This is a genomic window from Chryseobacterium wanjuense (genome assembly GCF_900111495.1).
Lineage (GTDB): Bacteria > Bacteroidota > Bacteroidia > Flavobacteriales > Weeksellaceae > Chryseobacterium > Chryseobacterium wanjuense.
In genome coordinates this window covers 1320842-1340614 of the sequence record NZ_FOIU01000001.1, presented here as the reverse complement: position 1 = coordinate 1340614, position 19773 = coordinate 1320842, and the positions used below count along the sequence as shown (strand labels likewise).

Annotated in this window: 14 protein-coding genes; 4 read left to right on the top strand and 10 right to left on the bottom strand. The window is 35.5% G+C overall.

From position 1 onward, the window contains the following. Positions 1–52: 52 nt before the first annotated feature. Positions 53–994, bottom strand: a complete 942-nt coding sequence (locus tag BMX24_RS06060; RefSeq protein WP_089791153.1) for a type VI secretion system baseplate subunit TssG — start codon at positions 992–994, stop codon at positions 53–55. A 433-nt stretch (positions 995–1427) separates the two neighbouring features. On the opposite strand from BMX24_RS06060, the gene BMX24_RS06055 reads away from it, so the two are divergent. The 3 genes from BMX24_RS06055 (at position 1428) to BMX24_RS06045 (ending at position 4353) form a co-directional block, all read left to right on the top strand. Further along, positions 1428–2219, top strand: coding sequence for a S1/P1 nuclease (locus tag BMX24_RS06055; protein ID WP_089791152.1), 792 nt, complete (start codon positions 1428–1430; stop codon positions 2217–2219). A 770-nt stretch (positions 2220–2989) separates the two neighbouring features. Further along, entirely contained in the window at positions 2990–3856 is an 867-nt protein-coding gene (locus BMX24_RS06050) for a sigma-70 family RNA polymerase sigma factor (protein WP_002979276.1), read from the top strand. 65 nt (positions 3857–3921) lie between these two features. Next, positions 3922–4353, top strand: coding sequence for a hypothetical protein (locus BMX24_RS06045; protein WP_089791151.1), 432 nt, complete (start codon positions 3922–3924; stop codon positions 4351–4353). 95 nt (positions 4354–4448) lie between these two features. Here BMX24_RS06045 and BMX24_RS06040 read toward each other — a convergent pair whose 3' ends face one another. The 9 genes from BMX24_RS06040 to BMX24_RS06000 form a co-directional block, all read right to left on the bottom strand. Then, positions 4449–7241, bottom strand: coding sequence for a multicopper oxidase domain-containing protein (locus BMX24_RS06040; RefSeq protein ID WP_089791150.1), 2793 nt, complete (start codon positions 7239–7241; stop codon positions 4449–4451). Between the two features lie 226 nt (positions 7242–7467). Then, a complete protein-coding gene (locus BMX24_RS06035; RefSeq protein ID WP_089791149.1) occupies positions 7468–7941 on the bottom strand; it encodes a DUF3347 domain-containing protein in 474 nt (157 codons plus the stop codon). 111 nt (positions 7942–8052) lie between these two features. Beyond that, positions 8053–8430, bottom strand: coding sequence for an HYC_CC_PP family protein (locus BMX24_RS06030; RefSeq protein ID WP_228404702.1), 378 nt, complete (start codon positions 8428–8430; stop codon positions 8053–8055). Between the two features lie 192 nt (positions 8431–8622). Beyond that, the gene (locus tag BMX24_RS06025; RefSeq protein WP_089791148.1) at positions 8623–10845 is read right to left on the bottom strand and encodes a TonB-dependent receptor plug domain-containing protein; all 2223 of its coding nucleotides are present in this window, start codon (positions 10843–10845) and stop codon (positions 8623–8625) included. Positions 10846–10993: 148 nt separating this feature from the next. After that, positions 10994–11803, bottom strand: a complete 810-nt coding sequence (kdsA, locus tag BMX24_RS06020) for a 3-deoxy-8-phosphooctulonate synthase (protein ID WP_089791147.1) — start codon at positions 11801–11803, stop codon at positions 10994–10996. 96 nt (positions 11804–11899) lie between these two features. Continuing rightward, positions 11900–12766, bottom strand: a complete 867-nt coding sequence (locus tag BMX24_RS06015) for a hypothetical protein (RefSeq protein WP_089791146.1) — start codon at positions 12764–12766, stop codon at positions 11900–11902. Then, a complete protein-coding gene (locus BMX24_RS06010; RefSeq protein WP_089791145.1) occupies positions 12766–13290 on the bottom strand; it encodes a DUF1697 domain-containing protein in 525 nt (174 codons plus the stop codon). The genes BMX24_RS06015 and BMX24_RS06010 overlap by 1 nt, the downstream gene beginning before the upstream one ends. A gap of 98 nt (positions 13291–13388) precedes the next feature. Further along, positions 13389–14876, bottom strand: coding sequence for a hypothetical protein (locus BMX24_RS06005; protein WP_089791144.1), 1488 nt, complete (start codon positions 14874–14876; stop codon positions 13389–13391). A 94-nt stretch (positions 14877–14970) separates the two neighbouring features. Continuing rightward, the gene (locus BMX24_RS06000) at positions 14971–18456 is read right to left on the bottom strand and encodes a glycosyltransferase family 117 protein (protein ID WP_089791143.1); all 3486 of its coding nucleotides are present in this window, start codon (positions 18454–18456) and stop codon (positions 14971–14973) included. 221 nt (positions 18457–18677) lie between these two features. Here BMX24_RS06000 and BMX24_RS05995 point away from each other — a divergent pair, with 221 nt between their 5' ends. Continuing rightward, on the top strand, positions 18678–19715 hold the full coding sequence (locus tag BMX24_RS05995; protein ID WP_089791142.1) for a PLP-dependent cysteine synthase family protein: 1038 nt from the start codon (positions 18678–18680) through the stop codon (positions 19713–19715). The last annotated feature ends 58 nt before the right edge of the window (positions 19716–19773 follow it).

Genomic DNA, 19773 nt, shown 5'->3' with positions numbered 1-19773 from the left:
TCTTTCTCTAATTAATATTTTTATTGGTGAATGTAAATATAGTTAAAAATTTTCACAGGAATGTAGAGTAACCAAGCCGGTTTGCATTTCTTTCATCATCTTCCAGAGCAAAAGAATATTCTTTTTTTTCTGTGATAAAATTTTCCACCACATCTACGCTTATAGGTAAAAAATAATCATACAAAGCCTGTAAAACTTTCCGGAACGGATTTCCGTCGATATATTTTTTCATATCCGAATAAGGAATCGGGCCGATATTCACCACCCAGTTTCTCTGTCCGTCCATATGTCTCCCGCTCGGAATGTAAGTAACCCCTAACCTGGAATTTCCCAACAGCATCGAATCATCATTTTCTTCGATTCCATCAATAATATTAGGTAAAAAAGTAACTTCTACAGGAACATGCAAAAAAGCCGTCATGCATCTTTCAAACCATTTTTTATCGCCTCTTATCTGGTGAAAAAACGGTAAAATATAAATGAAAATATAGGCATTCTGCTTGTCCAGCATATTGATCAACGGCCAAAGTTCGCTTACGGTATCAAGAAGCGCGTCGGTATCGCTCGAGATTTCAAAATCAGATTCTTTAAGCAAAGCACTGATTTCGGTGAAAAATATTTCCAATTCGAACGGCCGGAAAAATTTTCTGGCGTCCTCTTCTACCCTTTTCTGTTTGCGGATTTCCCGTACAACACTTTCTACATTTTTCCTTGAAGCACCCAGCGACGGCGGATGAAACAACCCTTCCGGAAGATAATCGTAAATCCCTTCCCTGTACGTTTCTATGGTAAAAACTTCTTCGTCGAATCCTAAATAATTGCTCGAAATACTCTTAATATCCTTTAAATAAGCACGATCATTAATCCCGATCCGCTCAATGAAGATATTGCTTACCGCCCTGTGATATTTCAGGAGGTTAACTGCCACAGCTTCTGCCTTGAAATCTGTCTGCAGCTTATTGTAATTCATCTCTACAATATTATTCTCATACATAGTGTTTGCTGTGATTTTGGCTTGTAAAAATAATATATCTCAAATTATTGAAAAAATATTTTCCAATTAATTTTATTCTAAAAATACTAATTTATTGGCATTAAAAAGAATAATATCAATCATAAACCGTAAAAATACGGAAATTTTAAGGTTGACATTAAGGTTATGGCTTGGAAAGGAGATATTTAATCTAGTTTTAACAATTATGTTTCATTCTGCTATCATTTGTTGAACAAAGTGCCCTTGCGAACGAAAAAATAAAAGTATTGGTTATATTATACCTTGCGGTTGTCGCGTTTAAAGGGGTTTATCTTATTTTTCATTCCAATTTCATGTTAATTTTAAGTTTTAGTTAATTTTTTAAATCATTAGTCCACCATTAATGTAAACCTCAAATTAACCGTATCTTTGCACCCTGAAAATGTTATTTACAATGAAAAGTATGTATTCTAAAATTCTGATTCTGGCATTCATGGCATCTTCGCTTTATTCGTATGCATGGGGATTAACGGGACACAGAATTATTGCAGAAATTGCAGAAAACCACCTTTCCGGAAAGGCAAGAAGAGAGATTAAAAAAATGATGGGGAGAGAACGCCTTGCTTACTGGGCAAACTGGCCGGATTTCGTCAAATCCGATACCACAGGAGTCTGGAAAGAAGCGTCATCATGGCATTATGTAAACATCGATCCACAAACGGATTTCAAAGCATTTGAACAAAATTTAAAAGCTCAGGCAGGGCCAAGTTTATATACTCAGATCAAAATATTGTCGAGCCAGATCAAAGATGAAAAAACTTCCGAAAAAGACAGAAAAATAGCATTAATTTTCTTAATTCACATCATGGGAGATTTGGCGCAGCCGCTGCATGTGGGAAGAGCTGAAGATTTAGGCGGAAATAAAATCAACGTTACTTATTTTGGTGATAAAACCAATCTGCACTCTGTTTGGGACAGCAAATTGGTAGATTCTCAAAAATACAGCTACACGGAATATGCAAAATTACTTGATATCAAAACCAATGATGAAGTAAAACAGATCCAGACAGGAACGCTAGAAGACTGGTTGTACGATTCTCATAAAATCGCCAATAAAATCTACGCGCAAACACCCAATGATTCCAAATTGTCTTATGATTATCAGTATAAATTCAATGATACTATGGAAAGACAGCTTCTTTACGGAGGGTTGAGACTGGCGAAATTGTTGAATGATTTGTTTTGATGGTTGCTAGTTAATAGTTGATGGTTTTTGTTGATTGTCAAACTTTAAAATATATGAGCGGAACTTTGGTTTCGCTTTTTTTGTTTTTAAAACACAAATGACACTGATTTTTCACGAATGGACACGATTTTTTACATTGATTTACCACAGATTTTGTCATGCTGATTTTTTTCAACGTCTTTTTTATTTATTTTCTAAGTGTGTCATTCTGGCGAAGAAGAAACTATTATTTAAATTTAAAGGCTTCGAGAGCCTCAGCCTGACAACGCTAATACTATCCGTAAGTTTTATCCAGTGTCAGGCTGAAAGCATTTAAACATAGTATTAGAAAATATTTTGGAAAGATTCTTATCTAGATGCTTTCAGTATGACAAACTTTGTGGATATTTCCTAATATTTAAAGAAATGACTACAGCCCTAGCCCTGATTGAAACGGCATCCTTTTTTGTTGCGGGCGGAGCATAAACTGAAAGTTTCCGAACGTTGTTCAGGAGCCCCGTAACAAAAAAGATATAGTGGAAAGCAGGAAATAGCTTCTAATAAAAATTTCCAACAAGTTTAAAGCTGAATTAAATACTTTTTGATACAGATTTCAAATCTTTCCTAAGTATTGAAATGAAAAAATCACTGTTTTATCTAGTGGGAGCGACAATTTACAACTAATTTTTCAATTTTAATTTAAATAAATAAAAAATAATTGAAACCTGTGTAACCTTTTTACCTTTTCAAACGTATAATGTATAGTAACTCTTTTTTGAGGAAAAAAATAGATGAGACAGTTAAAAATTACTAAGCAGGTTACCAACAGGGAAACTGCTTCATTAGACAAGTATTTGCAGGAAATTGGTAAAGTAGAATTGATTACTGCAGACGAAGAAGTAGAATTGGCACAAAGAATCCGTGCTGGCGACAGAGCAGCATTGGAAAAACTGATCAAAGCCAACCTTCGTTTCGTAGTTTCTGTATCTAAGCAATACCAAAACCAAGGTCTTTCTTTACCCGATTTGATCAATGAAGGTAACTTAGGACTTATGAAAGCTGCAAAAAGATATGATGAGACCAGAGGTTTCAAATTTATCTCTTACGCGGTTTGGTGGATTCGTCAGTCGATCTTACAGGCATTGGCAGAGCAGTCGAGAATTGTAAGATTACCGTTAAATAAAATTGGTTCAATCAACAAAATTAACAAAGCATACGCTCACCTTGAGCAGGAAAATGAAAGACCGCCTTCTCCGGAAGAATTGGCTGAAGTTCTTGACATGAGCGAGGAAGATATCAAGGAATCTATGAAAAACTCCGGTAGACACCTGTCTATGGATGCACCTTTGGTAGAAGGTGAAGATTCTAATCTTTATGATGTATTGCGTTCAGGAGAATCTCCTAGCCCGGATAAAGATCTGATGCTGGAGTCTCTACAAATCGAGATCGAAAGAGCATTAAATACTTTGACGCCGAGAGAGGCTGACTTGGTAAGATTGTACTTCGGTCTGAACGGAAAACATCCGATGACTTTGGAAGAAATTGGTGAAACTTTTGATTTAACAAGAGAGAGGGTTCGTCAGATCAAAGAAAAAGCGATCAAGAGATTAAAACATAATACCAGAAGTAAGATTTTGAAATCTTATTTAGGTAAATAATTTTAACGTAAATGTATACGGCGGAGCTTGATTTTCAGGCTCCGTTTTTTTATTTTTGTTGAACGATGGAAATATATTTTTTGATTGGAGGAGTGATCCTATTTTGGATTTTAATCAACCTCATATTCTATTTTTATTTTAAATATACCCGCAAAATCTTCTTTAATTTCATCAAAGACAGAAAATACAGCATTGTAAAAAATGTTGAAACAGAAACGGAATCCTATCAAAAAATCGGTGCAAAAATCACTTATAGAAAGTGTGATATTATCTTTTTAGAGGATGAGATTTTTTTATTAAGTTTTAATAAAGCCATTATACAACTATCAAAAGGCATTGATATTTTTCCCGGCGTTATGCACAAATTCACCTATTATTCTAAACGAAAAGTAAAGGACAGGCTTGAAATAGCAAATTTTGACAAAAGCTTTAAAGCAAATCTAAATTTTAAAAATAAAGACTTTGATTTGGAAGAATATTTAAATAAATTTTTATAAAACTTTACTTTAACAAACCCTTCAAGTGTCGCCATTGTCAAACTTAAATAATTAGATTTTGCAAAAAAAAGGAACTCCTTTTGAGTTCCTTAATTTTAATACGTTAAAGTAATTCCGGCTCCCCATCCAAATTCGTTATCATAATTTCCGGAAACAGAAAGCCATTTTTGCAATATGTATCGCAATCCTGTATTGAATTCACCATCAGAATTTACGGTAAAATTTCCTCTCAATCTTCTGGAAAGTGGAATGTCTTCCCTGCTGAATTCCAATAAAACTTTTCCGTTTTGGTCTACACTTGCATCGGCTGTAATCAGCATCGGCAGAAGATATTGCATCCCCACAACAAAAGCTCCACGGGTTTTTGATGCTTTTTGCTGACCGAACCAGGTTTTCTTCCCATGAAAATCCATCCCCATATCTTCCATCATTTGTCTTTCCATGATTTCATGATTTTTTTGAATTCTAAAACCCGCGTAAGGAAGTGCCCACTGGAATTTTCCTAAAAATCTTCCCACCTTGAAATTGCCGTCAAAATGATTGAAATCCCAATTGGTATGAAATTCATTCAAATTAGCCCATCTTGGCCCGAACATCGTCATTGTTTCTGCATGAATTTTGTTGCTGTTGATATCCAGCATCGCCATCGAACTGATCATTCTATTATCTTTCAGGAAGTTTTTCCATGCTAATTTTCTGTCAGGAAGCTGTGGATTCGGCTTTGAATTTTCATAACTAAAAATTCTTCCCATTCCCGCCATCATGTGATAGAGAATGTGGCAGTGGAAAAACCAGTCACCATCCTGATTGGCAGCAAATTCAATTGTGTTGGTTTCCATCGGCATGATGTCAACCACATTTTTTAACGGTGAATATTCTCCTTTTGAATTAATTAACCTAAAATCATGACCGTGAAGGTGCATCGGATGGCGCATCATCGAATTATTATACATCGTAATTCTCAGAATTTCACCTTTTTTTACTAAAATTTTGTCGGTCTCGGTTACCGTTTTATTGTCTAATGTCCACAAATAGTGGTTCATATTTCCTTCCAGTCTAAATTTTAATTCCCTTACATTTTCGGTGGGAAGAATCGTTTTTTCCGGGGACTTCAATATATTATACGACAATCTTTTAATGGATTTTTCCTCCGTCATATTCATTCCCGAATGATTGGAGTGATCTTCTTCTTCAGTTTTAATTCCCATCATTTCATTCATGTGCTTCATGGTCATTTTTCGCTGACTTTCAGGAAGTTCAGGATACATTACTTCATTCATATCCATCATCTGATTGCTCATTGTCATGTTCATGGGCTTCATATTTCCGCTCATTTCCATCATACCGTTCATCATTTTCATCCCTTCAAAAAGTTTTAACCTCGGTAAATCCGGAGCATTCATTTTTTCACCGGAACCCAACCAAAGCGATGCATGACCGATCCTGTCTTCTGAAGTTGCCCTGAATTCAAAACTTTTATCCTCAGGAATTGTCACTTCAATATCATAGGTCTCGGAAACCCCGACTATCAGACGGTCAACTTCTACCGGCACCACATCATTTCCGTCGTTGGCAATTACTTTTATTTTCCCGCCTCCAAAATTCAGCCAGAAATAGGTTGACGAACCTCCATTGGCTACTCTCAGCCGGACTTTATCTCCTTTTTTTAAATGTGAATAATCCGAACTTGGAAGTCCGTTGATGAGAAATTTATCATAATAAACATCACTCACATCCATCGCCTCCATTCTTTTCCATTCGTTGAGGGCTTTTGTTCCGAAATTTCCTGATTTTATAGCTTCCCAATAACTTTGAACTGCATTTTTCTTAATGGCATACCAATCCGTATTCGCCATGTGAAGCCTTCTTGCAATCTGCATCGGATCTTCATCGCTCCAATCTCCCAGCAATACAGGAATTTCTTTGGTATAATTCACCTTTGGTTCTCCTTCCCTCTTTTGAAAAACTAAAATTCCGTTCATCCCGATTTGCTCCTGAAGCGCTTCGTGAGAGTGATACCAATACGTCCCGTTTTGGGAAACCCTGAATTTATATAAATGAGTTTCTCCCGGTTTTACTGGCTTTGTTGTAAGATACGGAACACCATCATGTTCGTTCGGTAAAATCACGCCATGCCAATGAAAACCTGTATTTTCTTTCAGCATATTGTGAAGGTAAATTTCTGCTGTATCTCCTTCTGTAAAATATAAAGTCGGAGCCTGTAATTTTCCGTTTACTGCAATTGCCCGGCGGGTTTTTCCTGTAAAATTTACAATCGTATCTTTTACATATAAATCGTAGCGAACCGTTTTTCCACCGAAGCTTACTTTCCCGTTTTCTGAGTTTCTTTTTAAAACAGAATTTTGAGGTTCAGGTTCAGCTTGATGCTTAGAATGATCTTCAATTTCTACCAAATCCATTCCGCATTTCGGGCATTTCCCCGGGTGATCTGAAATGATTTCCGGATGCATTGGGCAGGTGTATTTTTGAGGTTGAGATTGAGGCTCAGGTTTAGAATCAGATGAAATTTCTGATTTAATTTGGTTTTGCTTTTTAGAATTTAAAACTGGTTTAACAATATTCGTTTCCTTAGACTTATTTATTTTTTTAACATCAGGCTTTTTCTCAACCTTAATCTTAGCCTTAACCTTAGTTTTAGCCTTATTCTTACTTTCTGTTGATTTTACTTCTGTTTTCGGTAAAGGTTTCACCTGTGGTTTTGCTACAACTTTCGGTTTTATGATGACCGTTTTTTTAACTAAAGTCATTCCGCATTTCGGGCAGTCTCCAGGTTTTGAGGACACGACTTCCGGATGCATAGGACAGGTATAAAACGTTTTTGTTGTTTGCGCAAATGTGAAAACAGAGAATAAAAACAGTAGAAACATTATTATTTTTTTCATAATATTTCGATATTTTTAAGTTGTATAGCTTGTTTAAGCTTGCTTAGATTGAACGCGAAGTCCGCTAATGTTTCTTGAAATTATTGAGAATATTTTTAAGTTCACAAAGGCGTTTCACTTAGCAAAGATCTCAAAAATCTTAAACAATTCGTTTTCAAGTAAACTTTAACTTAAGCTATACAACTTATTATTTTTAAATGAAATAGATAAATTATTTAATCTCTGATTTAACACTTCCGCAAGAAAGCATAGAACTTCCGTAGTATGGATTTACAATTTTCTTTTCGTCGCTCAGCCAGCTTCCGTCTGCCATTGGACAATACTGCACATAAATCGGATTTTCGGAAAGCTTGAATTCCTTTGTAAGCCCGATCATGTTGTCTGATAAATTGTAAAAAGTTTCTCGTTGTGCCGTAATATTTCTGGCTTCCGAAATAGCTGTTGCGTCTTTTCTAAGGATGTTTAAATTTCCCTCAGAAACCACTTTATAATCAACAGCGGAAGCGGTTTTGATGAATTCTACCGCAGCTTTTGAAGTTTTATCTGCATCGTCTGAAGCCAAAGCCGATTTTATAGCAATATAATTCTGATACAGCTTAGAAACCTGTGCATCTTTTTTAGATTGTGCTGAAAGTGAAATGATTGAAAATAAAGATAATGCTGCTGTAATGATATATTTTTTCATTGTTTTAAATTTTAGAATTAATAATTTTTAATAAAGAATTGTTGAAAAACATCGCATAAAACGACAGGTCATGTCATCATAATGATAAGGTTATCAAATGACTGACGAATTCTAAATTCTAAAATTACAATGATGGATAAAAATGGGAACCGGCCGATTTTCCGGCGGTGCATTGATCTGAATCTGGGTGAATTTGGTCGCTGAAAAAGATTTGTCTACGAACAAAAATTCATGCTGCTGAACTTCTGTAATCTGTTTTGCAAAATCAATTTTAAGAAAATCTGATTTTTGGGAATCATCAACTTTTACAACTTTAATTTCTGTTTTGCAGCAGTCTTTTTTGGTTTTAACACCGCATTTGCTACAGATATCATCAACTTTCTGGCTGATAGAAGCGAATTCCTCCATACAATAATGAACGCTGAAAACCGCCCCGGAAGAAAAACCGAAGTAGAAAACAGAGAACAATATGGCCAGAATCTTTTTCATTACAGCAAAGTTAAAAATATATGTGGTAGGTATGTTATAAAATTTTGTAATCTTGTTATAAAATTCGGGAAATAAAAAACTCCTGAGGTTTTCAGGAGTTTTTTTGTTTGTATTTTTTCGCAGATGATGCAGATTTAGCAGATGATTGAGAATATTTTTAATTTAATCTAATCTTTACTCATTAAGTTCTGTTTATTTAATTTTAAATTCAAGTTTCACATTAAAGAAACGCCCTGTCAGACGAACCGGAACCGGATACATCAGATTGGTATTAGAATCTGTAATCCACTGGTTTGAAACAGTATTTCTGATGTTGAAGGCATTGAAAACCTGCACACCTAATGTCAGCTCATCGAAATTGCCCCAAAATCCATAGCCACCTTTCTTTTCTTTAGGATCTATAAATGCATACGAAAGTCCTAGATCTACCCTCTTATAGGAAGGCAACGTTTTCTGGTATTGATATGGATCGGTAAGAACCGGAGCCCCCGTCGGTAATCCCATTGCATATACCAAAGTAAGGTTTACACGCATTTGAGGAAATCTCGGCATATAATCCTGGTAAAACATGGCAAATCTGAACCTTTGGTCTGTTGGTCTAGGAATATCACCTTTTCCATCAATATTTTCGAAAACTCTGGCATAACTCGCAGATAACCAAGAATCAACACCAGGAACAAATTCCCCGAATAATCTGGTATCAATCCCGTAAGCGTAACCCGACGCATTATTTTTCCCTGAATAACGGATTCTCACATTATCCATATAATACGGAATCAGGTTATTCATTTTTTTATAGTAAAGCTCGGTCGTTAATTTGAAAGGTCTGTCATCAAAATAAAATTCATAATCATTAGCCAAAATAGCCTGAATTGACCTCTGAGATTTTATATCTGAATTAAAATTACCATCTAAATCTTTAATTTCCTTATAAAAAGGAGCCTGATAATACACTCCTCCCGAAAGTCTGAACAACATATCCGTATCCCAATCCGGCTTAAAGGCAAACTGAGCTCTTGGAGAGAAAATAGTTTCGTTATTAAAACTCCAGTGTGCTACCCTCGCTCCGGCATTTACAAATACTTTGCTGCTTCCCCAGAAAAACTTCTGAGAATACTGTGCATAGGCAGACATTCTCGTTGGCTGAATATGATTTTGCCCTGAAATATTGTACATTAATTCCAGATCACCGGGATTTCTCGGATCAACAAACTCGGCGTGCGGAAGGCTGTATCCTGCAGAATCTACCAATTTCCATTCGTTGGTAAGATCTTTCAGGTTTTCTTTTTCATATTTAAAACCTAATTCGATATCCGTATTCACATTCGGTGAAAAACGTGTCCTGAACTGTGCTCCATACGTTCTTACAAATAAATCATTTCTTGCGTGTTCTATTTGTCCTCCAGTATCATACGAAGTAACAGGCGCTCCTGTAATCGGATCAAAAGTCTGTAAAATATAAGCCGAAGCTATGGAATAATATTCTCTTTCACGATTCTGATACGCAAAAGCATCCAAAGTAAACCTCCATTTTTCAGATGGTTTAAAATTCATGGAATAAGTTCCCATCATATTTTTGTACTTATCGTCTTCACGGCCGGCGTAATTAACGGTAAGGTTCAAAGGCTGATTAAGAGAACCAAAATCTACACTTCTTTCTTTAGGAATCATTTCATAATCATTCTTAGAGTAATATCCGATGAATGACATGGAGAACTTAGGACTGAAGTGGTAATTCAGATACGTCTGGAAATCCATATATTTTGGATTAAAATCCGTATCCTCTTTTAAGGTATTAAGAACCAAATTCGTATTTCTATATCTTCCTGAAAATAGAGCGGTAAACTTTTTGTCACCATCACTATCTTTTCCTGCTCCAAAACCGGTTGTTAATCTTCCCCCGATCAAGCTCGCTTCCCCGTCAACTTCAAATTTTTCGGGCTCACGATAATAGATATTTAAAGCAGAAGACATTTTATCACCATATCGCGGTTCAAAACCTCCTGCTGAGAAATTCACTGTAGAAACCATATCCGGATTGATGATACTTAAACCTTCCTGCTGAGAATTTCGGATCAGGAAAGGCCTGTAAATTTCAATATCATTAATATAGATAAGGTTTTCGTCATAGTTTCCACCACGAACCATATATTGTGAAGAAAGCTCTGTATTGGAGTTTACAGAAGGCAGCGTTTTGATGATTCCTTCAATCCCGCCGGAGATACTTGCCACATTCTGAGCGTCTTTTGCTGAAATTTTCACTGTGGTGATATCATTCGTTTTTCCTGTTGTCTTTTTCTGGAAAACGACTTCCTCGATAGTATTGACTTTAGCTGTAGTATCCTTCTTCTTCCTTGCCTGAGAGAATACTAACATGGGAACCATAAGGCTTAGTGGTAAAACTAGTTTTTTCAAAAGAAATGTTTTAAAATTTCAAACGTGAATATATAAATTTTATTTTAACTTATTTAAACTTTATTTAACATTTAAACGATAATGGTAAAATGATATCAATCGTTCATTTTTTTATTTGAATAAGTCACAATTATTGTGTTTAAAAGGATTATAAAATAGCTTCGCGAATTCTTGTCAGTTTTTGTAACAAATCTTCCAGTAAATCTAATCTTAACATATTAGCACCATCTGATAAAGCTGTTTCCGGAGTCGGATGCGTTTCGATGAAAATACCGTCGGCTCCTACTGCAATTCCTGCCTTGGCAACAGTTTCGATTAAATCCGGTCTTCCACCCGTAACTCCCGAGCTTTGATTCGGCTGTTGTAAAGAGTGTGTAACATCCAGAATTACAGGAGCATACTCTCTCATGGTAGGAATTCCTCTATAATCGACAATAAGATCGGTATATCCGAAAGAATTTCCTCGTTCGATAATCGCAACCTTCTGATTATCAGAATCTGTTATTTTCTGAACCGCAAATTTCATGGATTCCGGAGAAAGAAATTGTCCTTTTTTCAAGGTTACACATTTTCCTGTTTTCGCTGCAGCCACCAAAAGGTCAGTCTGACGCACCAAAAATGCAGGAATCTGCAGAACATCAACATATTGAGCCGCCAAAGCCGCATGCTCATTTTCATGAATATCGGTTGTTGTCGGAATGTTGAAGGTTTCTCCAACTTTTTTCAGGATTTCCAAAGATTTTTCTTCACCAATCGTCGTAAATGAATCTACTCTGCTTCTGTTGGCCTTCTTGAAACTTCCTTTGAAAATATATGGAATATTGTATTTATCTGTTAGTTCTACTACTTTTTCAGCAATTCTCAATGCCATATCTTCCCCTTCAATAATACAAGGTCCGGCAATCAGGAAAAAGTTTTTTGAATCTTTGTGATGGATATTATCTAAATACTGAATCATCTTTATTTTAAATTAAAAAGTTCAGTAAAAATAGTGAGAAAGTTCGGAAATGCGAAATTATTTGAGGGTTTTAACGGACTATGAGAGCAATAGTTTTTACCCATTTTCCTTTGCAGCTATTAACTCTTCAAATTTTTTAATATACTCAGCAGTATCCGGATCATTACTATTTTTGAACAATTCCAACCATTTTTTAGCTAAAGGTATATTTTTCAGCTGTGCACTCACAACAATCATATTCATCATTGCTTCGTACTTGTAGGATTTGTTTTTGTACCGATCAAGATTTTTCGTCAAAAATACATCTGCTTCTGAAACTTTTTCCTGATGTAACAATGAATATACATACTCTTTATTAATTAAATCATCAAAAATCTTATTGTTGATGGCTTCAGAGCAAATTTTTTCAGCTTTTGAAAATTCTCCCAAAGCATTGTAGGCGAAGGCAAGCTCGAAATATAACTTGTCTGTTTTAAAATTGCTCTTATACAAATTTTCCAATCTGGGCAAAGCCATTTTTGAAAACCCCACTCCATTCATCATGCTCGCTCTATTGAGATTTTTTTCATTTTTAGAAGCTGTGCTCAAATAAGATTTTAACCATTCCGGTTGAGGCGGCAAATTAAAATCCTTTAAGAGTTTAGGAGATATTACTGCATATTGATACTCCAGATTTTCCAATCTTTTTATAAATACTGCATTTTTCGTTTCTTGATCTTCTCTATATTTTAGTTTTCCGTTTTCTTCAACCAGAGTTCCCAAACTTCTTAGAGAATATCCTGCAGATTCATCAAAATAAATAAAACCTACATTATAATCATTAGCTTCTTCGCTCTTTTGAAAAACGACCCAATGATTTTCAGCATCAGGAACAGTCGTTGTAAACTTCAAATCAGAAGCAGTCTGTGAAAAAAGTGACGAACTAAAGGCAATCAATGGGATTAACAAAAAATTTTTCATCATTACATTTTTTTAATTATTTTCTCAAAAGTATTAATATTTCTGCTTGTAAACTGATCTTTAAGGCTTTTCCTGCCTAAAATTTTTCCGAAAGTTGAATCCAGCGTATTGCCTTTTGGAACCTGCCAGTAGAAAATATTATTCACTATTTTGGCATCTTCATCTTCTGTTTTAGAAGCATTTTGGAATTCCTGCATTAAAATATTTTCAATTCCGTCATTTCCAACGAAAGCATAAGAATGTAAATTTTCATTTTTCTCAAATGGATTTCCGTTCCAGAAATTTTCTGTTTCTTTCTGTGACTTTACAAATAAATAGGCTTCATAAGAGAAATGCTCAGACATTGATTTTTCAAGGATTTTCTTTAATTCATCCTCTTTTTTACCGGAAGAAAAAACAATATTTCCGGAAGCCAAAATAGACACCACATCCTCCATTCCGGCATCTTTGAAGACCTGACAGACTTCCGCCATTTTCATATTGGTTCCTTTTACGTTGACGCCGCGGAGAAATGCACAGTATTTCATAGTTTTGGGTTTGAGAGTTTGAGGTTTTTTGAGTGGGAGATTTAGATTTTAAACATCATATTTACACTTCGTGCATCCATCTTCCATCTTCCAGCCTATTAATCAATCCTTTCGTACAAATTATAATCTGTTCCCGAAGGTTTTAATATATATATTTTTTCTAAAATTTTATGGTTACTTTTCAGGTGGTCTTTTACCCTGAATTCTTTTAATAATTTATAATGAGCTTTAAAATATTCCGCGTCTTTTCTTTGATATAAATCGTCGTAGGAAAGCAGATATTTCGGTTTTCTTTTCTTTACGGTATTGATCCAGAAATTAGGTTTGTCTTTTTTAATTTCTTCCTGCACTTCCTTATCCACCAACCCCACTTCATCAATCGTTTTTAAACCTGAAAAATAAGGCACATATCCTGCCGGTTCCAATAAAATCCACTGGTTTTTATCTTTTTCATATTGATTTAAAAATAATCCGATCGTTCTTCTGTAATTCCATTCACCGTTCCCGGTTGCGATGGAATGGATGGTCTGGAAAGCCAGCATCGGAAGAATATAAATGATAATTAATAGTGATAACCATAGGTTTCTTTTCACCTTCTGCTCCAAAACAAAAATCAGGATCGGGACAAAAAGCAAAATCTGCGGAACCCAGTAGTACCAGTCGAAAAGGCTTTTCTGGGAAAGGAAAATCAGTTGTTTTACCCATCCGAAAATAAAGATCATCCAAAGAAAATAATTTCTATTTTTCCTTTGTCTGATTAAATAAATAAAGCATAACAATTCGAAAATTAAAAGTAAAATCGTCAACGGATTAAAATCTCCCGGAAGTTTCAGCATTCCCCAGAAATTTCCAAAATTTAACTTAAAATATTCTAAGTTCTGAGCAAAGGTAAAGTGTTTATCATAGGCTAATTTTTTAGCAATAATCGTATTATTCACAATTTCACCAAAATAAAACCAGTTGAAAGCCAGCGCCACTGAAATCCCTAAAATTCCCCCTAAAATATAATTCCATCTTATTTTTTTAGTCCAGAATAGATCAACCAAAAAGACAATTCCCAGGAAAATTACCGTATCAATTCTGGTGAACAAAATTAAGATCGGCAATATGATGAACGCCCATTTTTTTCCTTTATTAAAGCCGTAGTACAACAAAGCCATTTCTAAAAAGAAAAGGATTCCGTATTCCATTCCCAGAATAGAAATTTTTATCGCTGGAGGTAAAATTCCTATTAAAAATATAAAGATTGCTTTGTGCCAGATATTTTTTAAAACCAAATGAGAAAGCAGTAAAGTTCCTATGCTGAAAAGTATTGAATTGAAGATAAGAATCGGTATAATGAAATGCTCTTTCCCGAAAATTAAATTAAAAAGATAGGAAACAAAAACATACAGATGTGTTGTAGATGCAGAGATTTTGGTAGCCCCGTTGAACCCGATCACGCCGTAATCCAAAAGGTTTTGTGCCACTCTCCAGGTAATGAAGGCATCTTCCTGAATGTAATGTGTTAGTAAGAATAAAAGTTTAAAAACGACTGTAAATAGTACAGCATAAATTGGGATTTTATTATTTTTCGTCTCGCCCATTGTGCTTCTTTAGTTTCGCAAATATAATCTTAAAATTTTTGAATCCCAATAGTATAAAAAAAACGGAACCGAAGTTCCGTTTTAAATTTTGTTCTTATTGCGTTGCCTTGATAATCGCATTGGTGATCTGACTTTCCTTTTCTTTCGAATAAGTGGAGTCAAAAGGTTCCATTACATCAAATAAATATTGATAGAACGGTGTGATCTTTTGAACTTCTTCAGATTCGCTCATCGCTTTTTCCTTGCCCATTTCTTTAAGACCTTCAACGAAAGTATTGAATTTCTTATCAATCGGCTCAATGGATCTCACAAGGTAATCGTAAGCTTTTTCTTTTTGTCCGATTCTCGTATAAGCATCCGTAACAGCAGAAACTACAAGGGAATATTCCATTGGTTTTGTTCTGATCTGTTTTCTCAGATAGCTTTGGTCTGCCTTGCTAAGACTCATGTAATAATCATATTCTTCAAAGATTCCTTTCTTCAGAACTTCTGCCAGCTGCAATCCTTTTTTCTCCTGTCCGGAAACGATATATCCGTAAACCATTGAACTTAATGAACGAGGATCGTTGTATTTTTCAGCAGGAATTTCTTTTGAAGCTAAATCTAATAATTCGATTGCTTTTCCTTTTTGTCCCATCGTTGCTAAAGCTGCTGCTGCTCTGCTTGCAGAACTTCTGTAGCTCATGATGTTTGAAGTTGCGGTTTCATCAAAGTGAGTATTCAGGTTTTTGAAATTACCCCATCTGAAGTTTTTCACAACATTATATAAAGAATTGGCGTCTACTCTTCCCAATTCTCCATCCGGAGTCTGCGGTGTGTGAATCGGAATTAATCTGTAACTGAATCCGTCAAACTGAAGATATTCATCCAGATAGAAAACATTTTCGCTGTCGTAGATCCCTCCTGAAGAGAAGTTAATCGGTCGCTTCCAATCGAAGTTGGCAAGGATATCAAGCATGATCAGATTATTTTTGTAAAGTGTATTTCCTTTATAATTGATCATGATCTGGTTCACCGTATTCGGAAGATCTGCCTGATTGATGATTCCGGCCTGTAAAGCATTGGCTTTGTTGACAGGTAAAATAAATTTGGTTACAGGTAAGATATTATATTTTTCATATTTCTCTTCTCCAAAATACATTTTAAGAAGCTCATCTTTTGCAGGAGATTTATATTTAAGGAAATTTACAGCTTCCTTCAATGTCATTGAATCCTGGGTAAGATATTTTCTGAATTCTGCAAATTCCGTTTCCGGAGCGCCCTGCTCTTTAAGCATTGAGAAAAGACCCTCCCAATCATCTTTTTTCATCATATAGATCTGGTCATTTGTCCCATCTCTGTAGTCATCGTGAGTCAATACTCCCGGAACCGGTGCTGCATTGTAAGTTCTTCTCTTGATCTGGTCGATGTTCCAAGGAGTGGAAGCCAAAGTGAAGTTCACCACTTTCACATCATCCCTGAATCTTTCAGTTTCCTGAATCGCCCAAACCGGATACGTATCATTATCACCATACACAAAAAGAATATCGTTTTTCGGCAAAGATTTTAATACTGAATAACCATAGTCGTAAGAAGTATATCTGTCGTGTCTGTTGTGTACATTATAATTCTGGAAGCCCATCATGAAAGGAACTCCCAACAAAATTACCCCTGCAACAATATTCGCAGCATTCGATTTTATTTTAGACTGTAAAAACCAAAGAATGGCTCCCGCTCCCAATCCGATCCAGATCGCAAATGCGTAGAACGAACCCACCATTGCATAATCTCTTTCTCTAGGTTCGAAAGGTTTTACTCCTGTATAGAAGATGATTCCAAGACTTGTTAACACAAATAAAGATAACAAAGCGTAGAATCTTCCAAAGTCTTTATTTAATTGGAAAAAGAATCCTATTAACCCTAATAATAAAGGTAAAAAGAAGAATTTTACCGTACTTTCATTTTTAAATTTAGCAGGCATTTTTTCCTGATTTCCCCATAAAGCATCGTCGATGAAAGAAATTCCGGAAATCCAGTTTCCTCTCGTGCTTTCCATGTTTCCTTCAAGGTCGTTCTGGCGTCCTACGAAGTTCCACATCAGGTATCTTACAAAATAATATCCGTTCTGGAACGTGAAAAAGTAATCTAAATTCTGAGATAAAGAAGGTTTCTGAACATTAATTAAATTATAAGGTTTTACCTTTAAATAATCTGCAGCCGTGATCGATCCGTCCTGATATTTTTGTCTTAATTCTTCAAAAAGCTGTTTCGCTTCAGGGCTGTCTGCAACATCTTCATTTCCATAATTGAATGAAAAATCCGGTGCTCCGTACATTGAAATGTAATTGGCCATTACATCTTTATCCTCATTAAACATTCTCGGCATAAAACCTACGTGAGCCTTATTGAAAACATAGTTGAATCTGTCACCTGTTTTTCTGTAAGTTCCTGTTTTTTCGTCTTTTTCGTAGATTTCTCCCGTCTTTGTTGTTTTAAAACTTCCGTCTTCATTCTTCTCAATTCCGTTGGCATCTAAGAAAGCTGTATAGTTTTGACCGTAAATTGTCGGCCAGTCACCGTATTGTTCTCTGTTATAATAATCCAGCATTCCGATAGCGTTGTCCGGATCATTAAGGTTCATCGGAGGATTGGCATTCGCTCTGATAGGAATTACCATCCAGCAAGAAAAACCGATCATCATGAAAACTACTGATAAAGCAACCGTCTGATACACATTTTTCTTCATTTTTCTTGCATAAGAAATCAGGAAGTAGCAGATCGCAACCATTAAAATAAACGCCACAATCGTTCCTGAGTGGAAAGGCAAGCCTAATCCGTTTACGAAGAAAATTTCAAGTTTCCCGAACAGTGTCATGATCAACGGGAAAATTCCTTTAAATACTATAGCTAAAATCACCAGTGTGATCACATTAGCCCAAATAAAATTCTTCCAGGTGAATTGGTAGTTTCTTGCATAATACACAAGACAAACCGCAGGAATCGCCAGCATACACATCATGTGAACCCCGACAGAAAGTCCTAAAATAAAGAAAATAAGCACAATCCATCTTTCATTATCCGGTGCGGCATACTCGTTTTCCCATTTTGTGATCAACCAAACTAAAAGCGCGATGAACATAGACGCCATCGAATACACTTCACCTTCCACCGCAGAAAACCAGAATGTATCTGAAAATGTAAAGCATAAAGCTCCCACCACTCCTGCGAAAAGAATAGAAATCTCCTGATGTTTTGTAATTTCATCAAAATCTTTGTTTAAAAGTCTTCTTACGAAATGAGTAATCGTCCAGAATAGGAACAAAATCGTAAATGCACTGAACAATGCAGACATCGCATTGATCACGATAGAATAATTTTCACCTTTCCCTAAAGCAAAAATGGCTGCCACAGCACCCACAATCTGGAATAAAGCAGCTCCGGGAGCGTGCGTTACTTCAAGTTTTACAGCAGAAGAAATATACTCGCCACAATCCCAAAAACTGAAATTGGGTTCTATGGTGGACAAGTACGTGAAAAATGCAATGACGAAAACTACCCATCCGAGAACGGTGTTCCATTGCCTAAAAGTCCAATTTTTCATAGTATTAAATCAATTACGCGAAAATAAGGTTTTTCGACCATTATCTATTGTTTTTAACAAAATTTAAAGATTTTGGCTCACTTTTTGAAAACTTTCGTATTTAGATTATGATAGAAAAATAAATTTTAGCTATTTTAGAGGTTGAAATCAAACAAAAGTTTAGAAATAAATTTATTTTTTTGTATTTTTGCCGTCAGATTTTTATTGAAAAATAACAAATAATGAGTAATGTTTACGATAATATACTTGGCCTAATAGGAAATACTCCTATGGTGAAGCTTAATACTGTGACGAAAGATATTCCTGCAACTGTTTATGCCAAGTTAGAATCATATAATCCTGGACATTCCACTAAAGATAGAATCGCACTTCATATTATAGAAAACGCTGAGAAAAAAGGTTTATTAAACAAAGATTCTGTAGTTGTAGAAACTACTTCAGGAAATACAGGTTTCTCTCTTGCCATGGTTTGCATTATCAAAGGATACAAATGCATTCTGGCTGTAAGTGATAAAACAAAACCTGAAAAAATCGCTTATTTAAAAGCTCTTGGCGCTACTGTTTATGTATGCCCTGCGAACGTACCTGCGGATGATCCCAGATCATATTATGAAGTTGCCAAAAGAATAGCTTCAGAAACGCCTAATTCGGTTTACATTAATCAATATTTTAATGAACTAAATATTGATGCACATTATCAAACCACTGGTCCTGAAATCTGGGAACAGACTGAAGGGAAGATAACGCATCTTTTTGCATGTACGGGAACAGGCGGAACTTTATCCGGTTCTGCAAAATTTTTGAAAGAAAAAAATCCTGATATCAAAATCATTGGTGTAGATGCAGATGGCTCTATTTTGAAAAGCTATCACGAAACAGGAGAAATTCATAAAGAAGACGTTCACCCTTACCAGATCGAAGGTATGGGTAAAAACCTGATCCCTTCTGCCCTTCTTTTCGATAAAGTGGATGAGTTTGTAAGAGTAAATGATGAAATGTCTGCTTACAGAACCCGCGAAGTTGCATTGAAGGAAGCCATCATGGGAGGTTATACAACCGGAGCGGTAACTCAGGCATTGCTGCAATATGCACAATCTCATGAGTTTTCGGAAAATGATATGGTTGTTCTTATCTATCCGGACCACGGCTCGAGATATATTACCAAAGTATACAGCGACAAATGGATGGCAGAACAGGGCTTTGTAAATAATTGTGTTCACAACTACGATGAAGTCTTCAAAACAGAGATTATTAAATAAAAATTATTAATTCACGATACAAATCGAGCCTTTTTTGTAGATCATAAAAGGCTTTTTT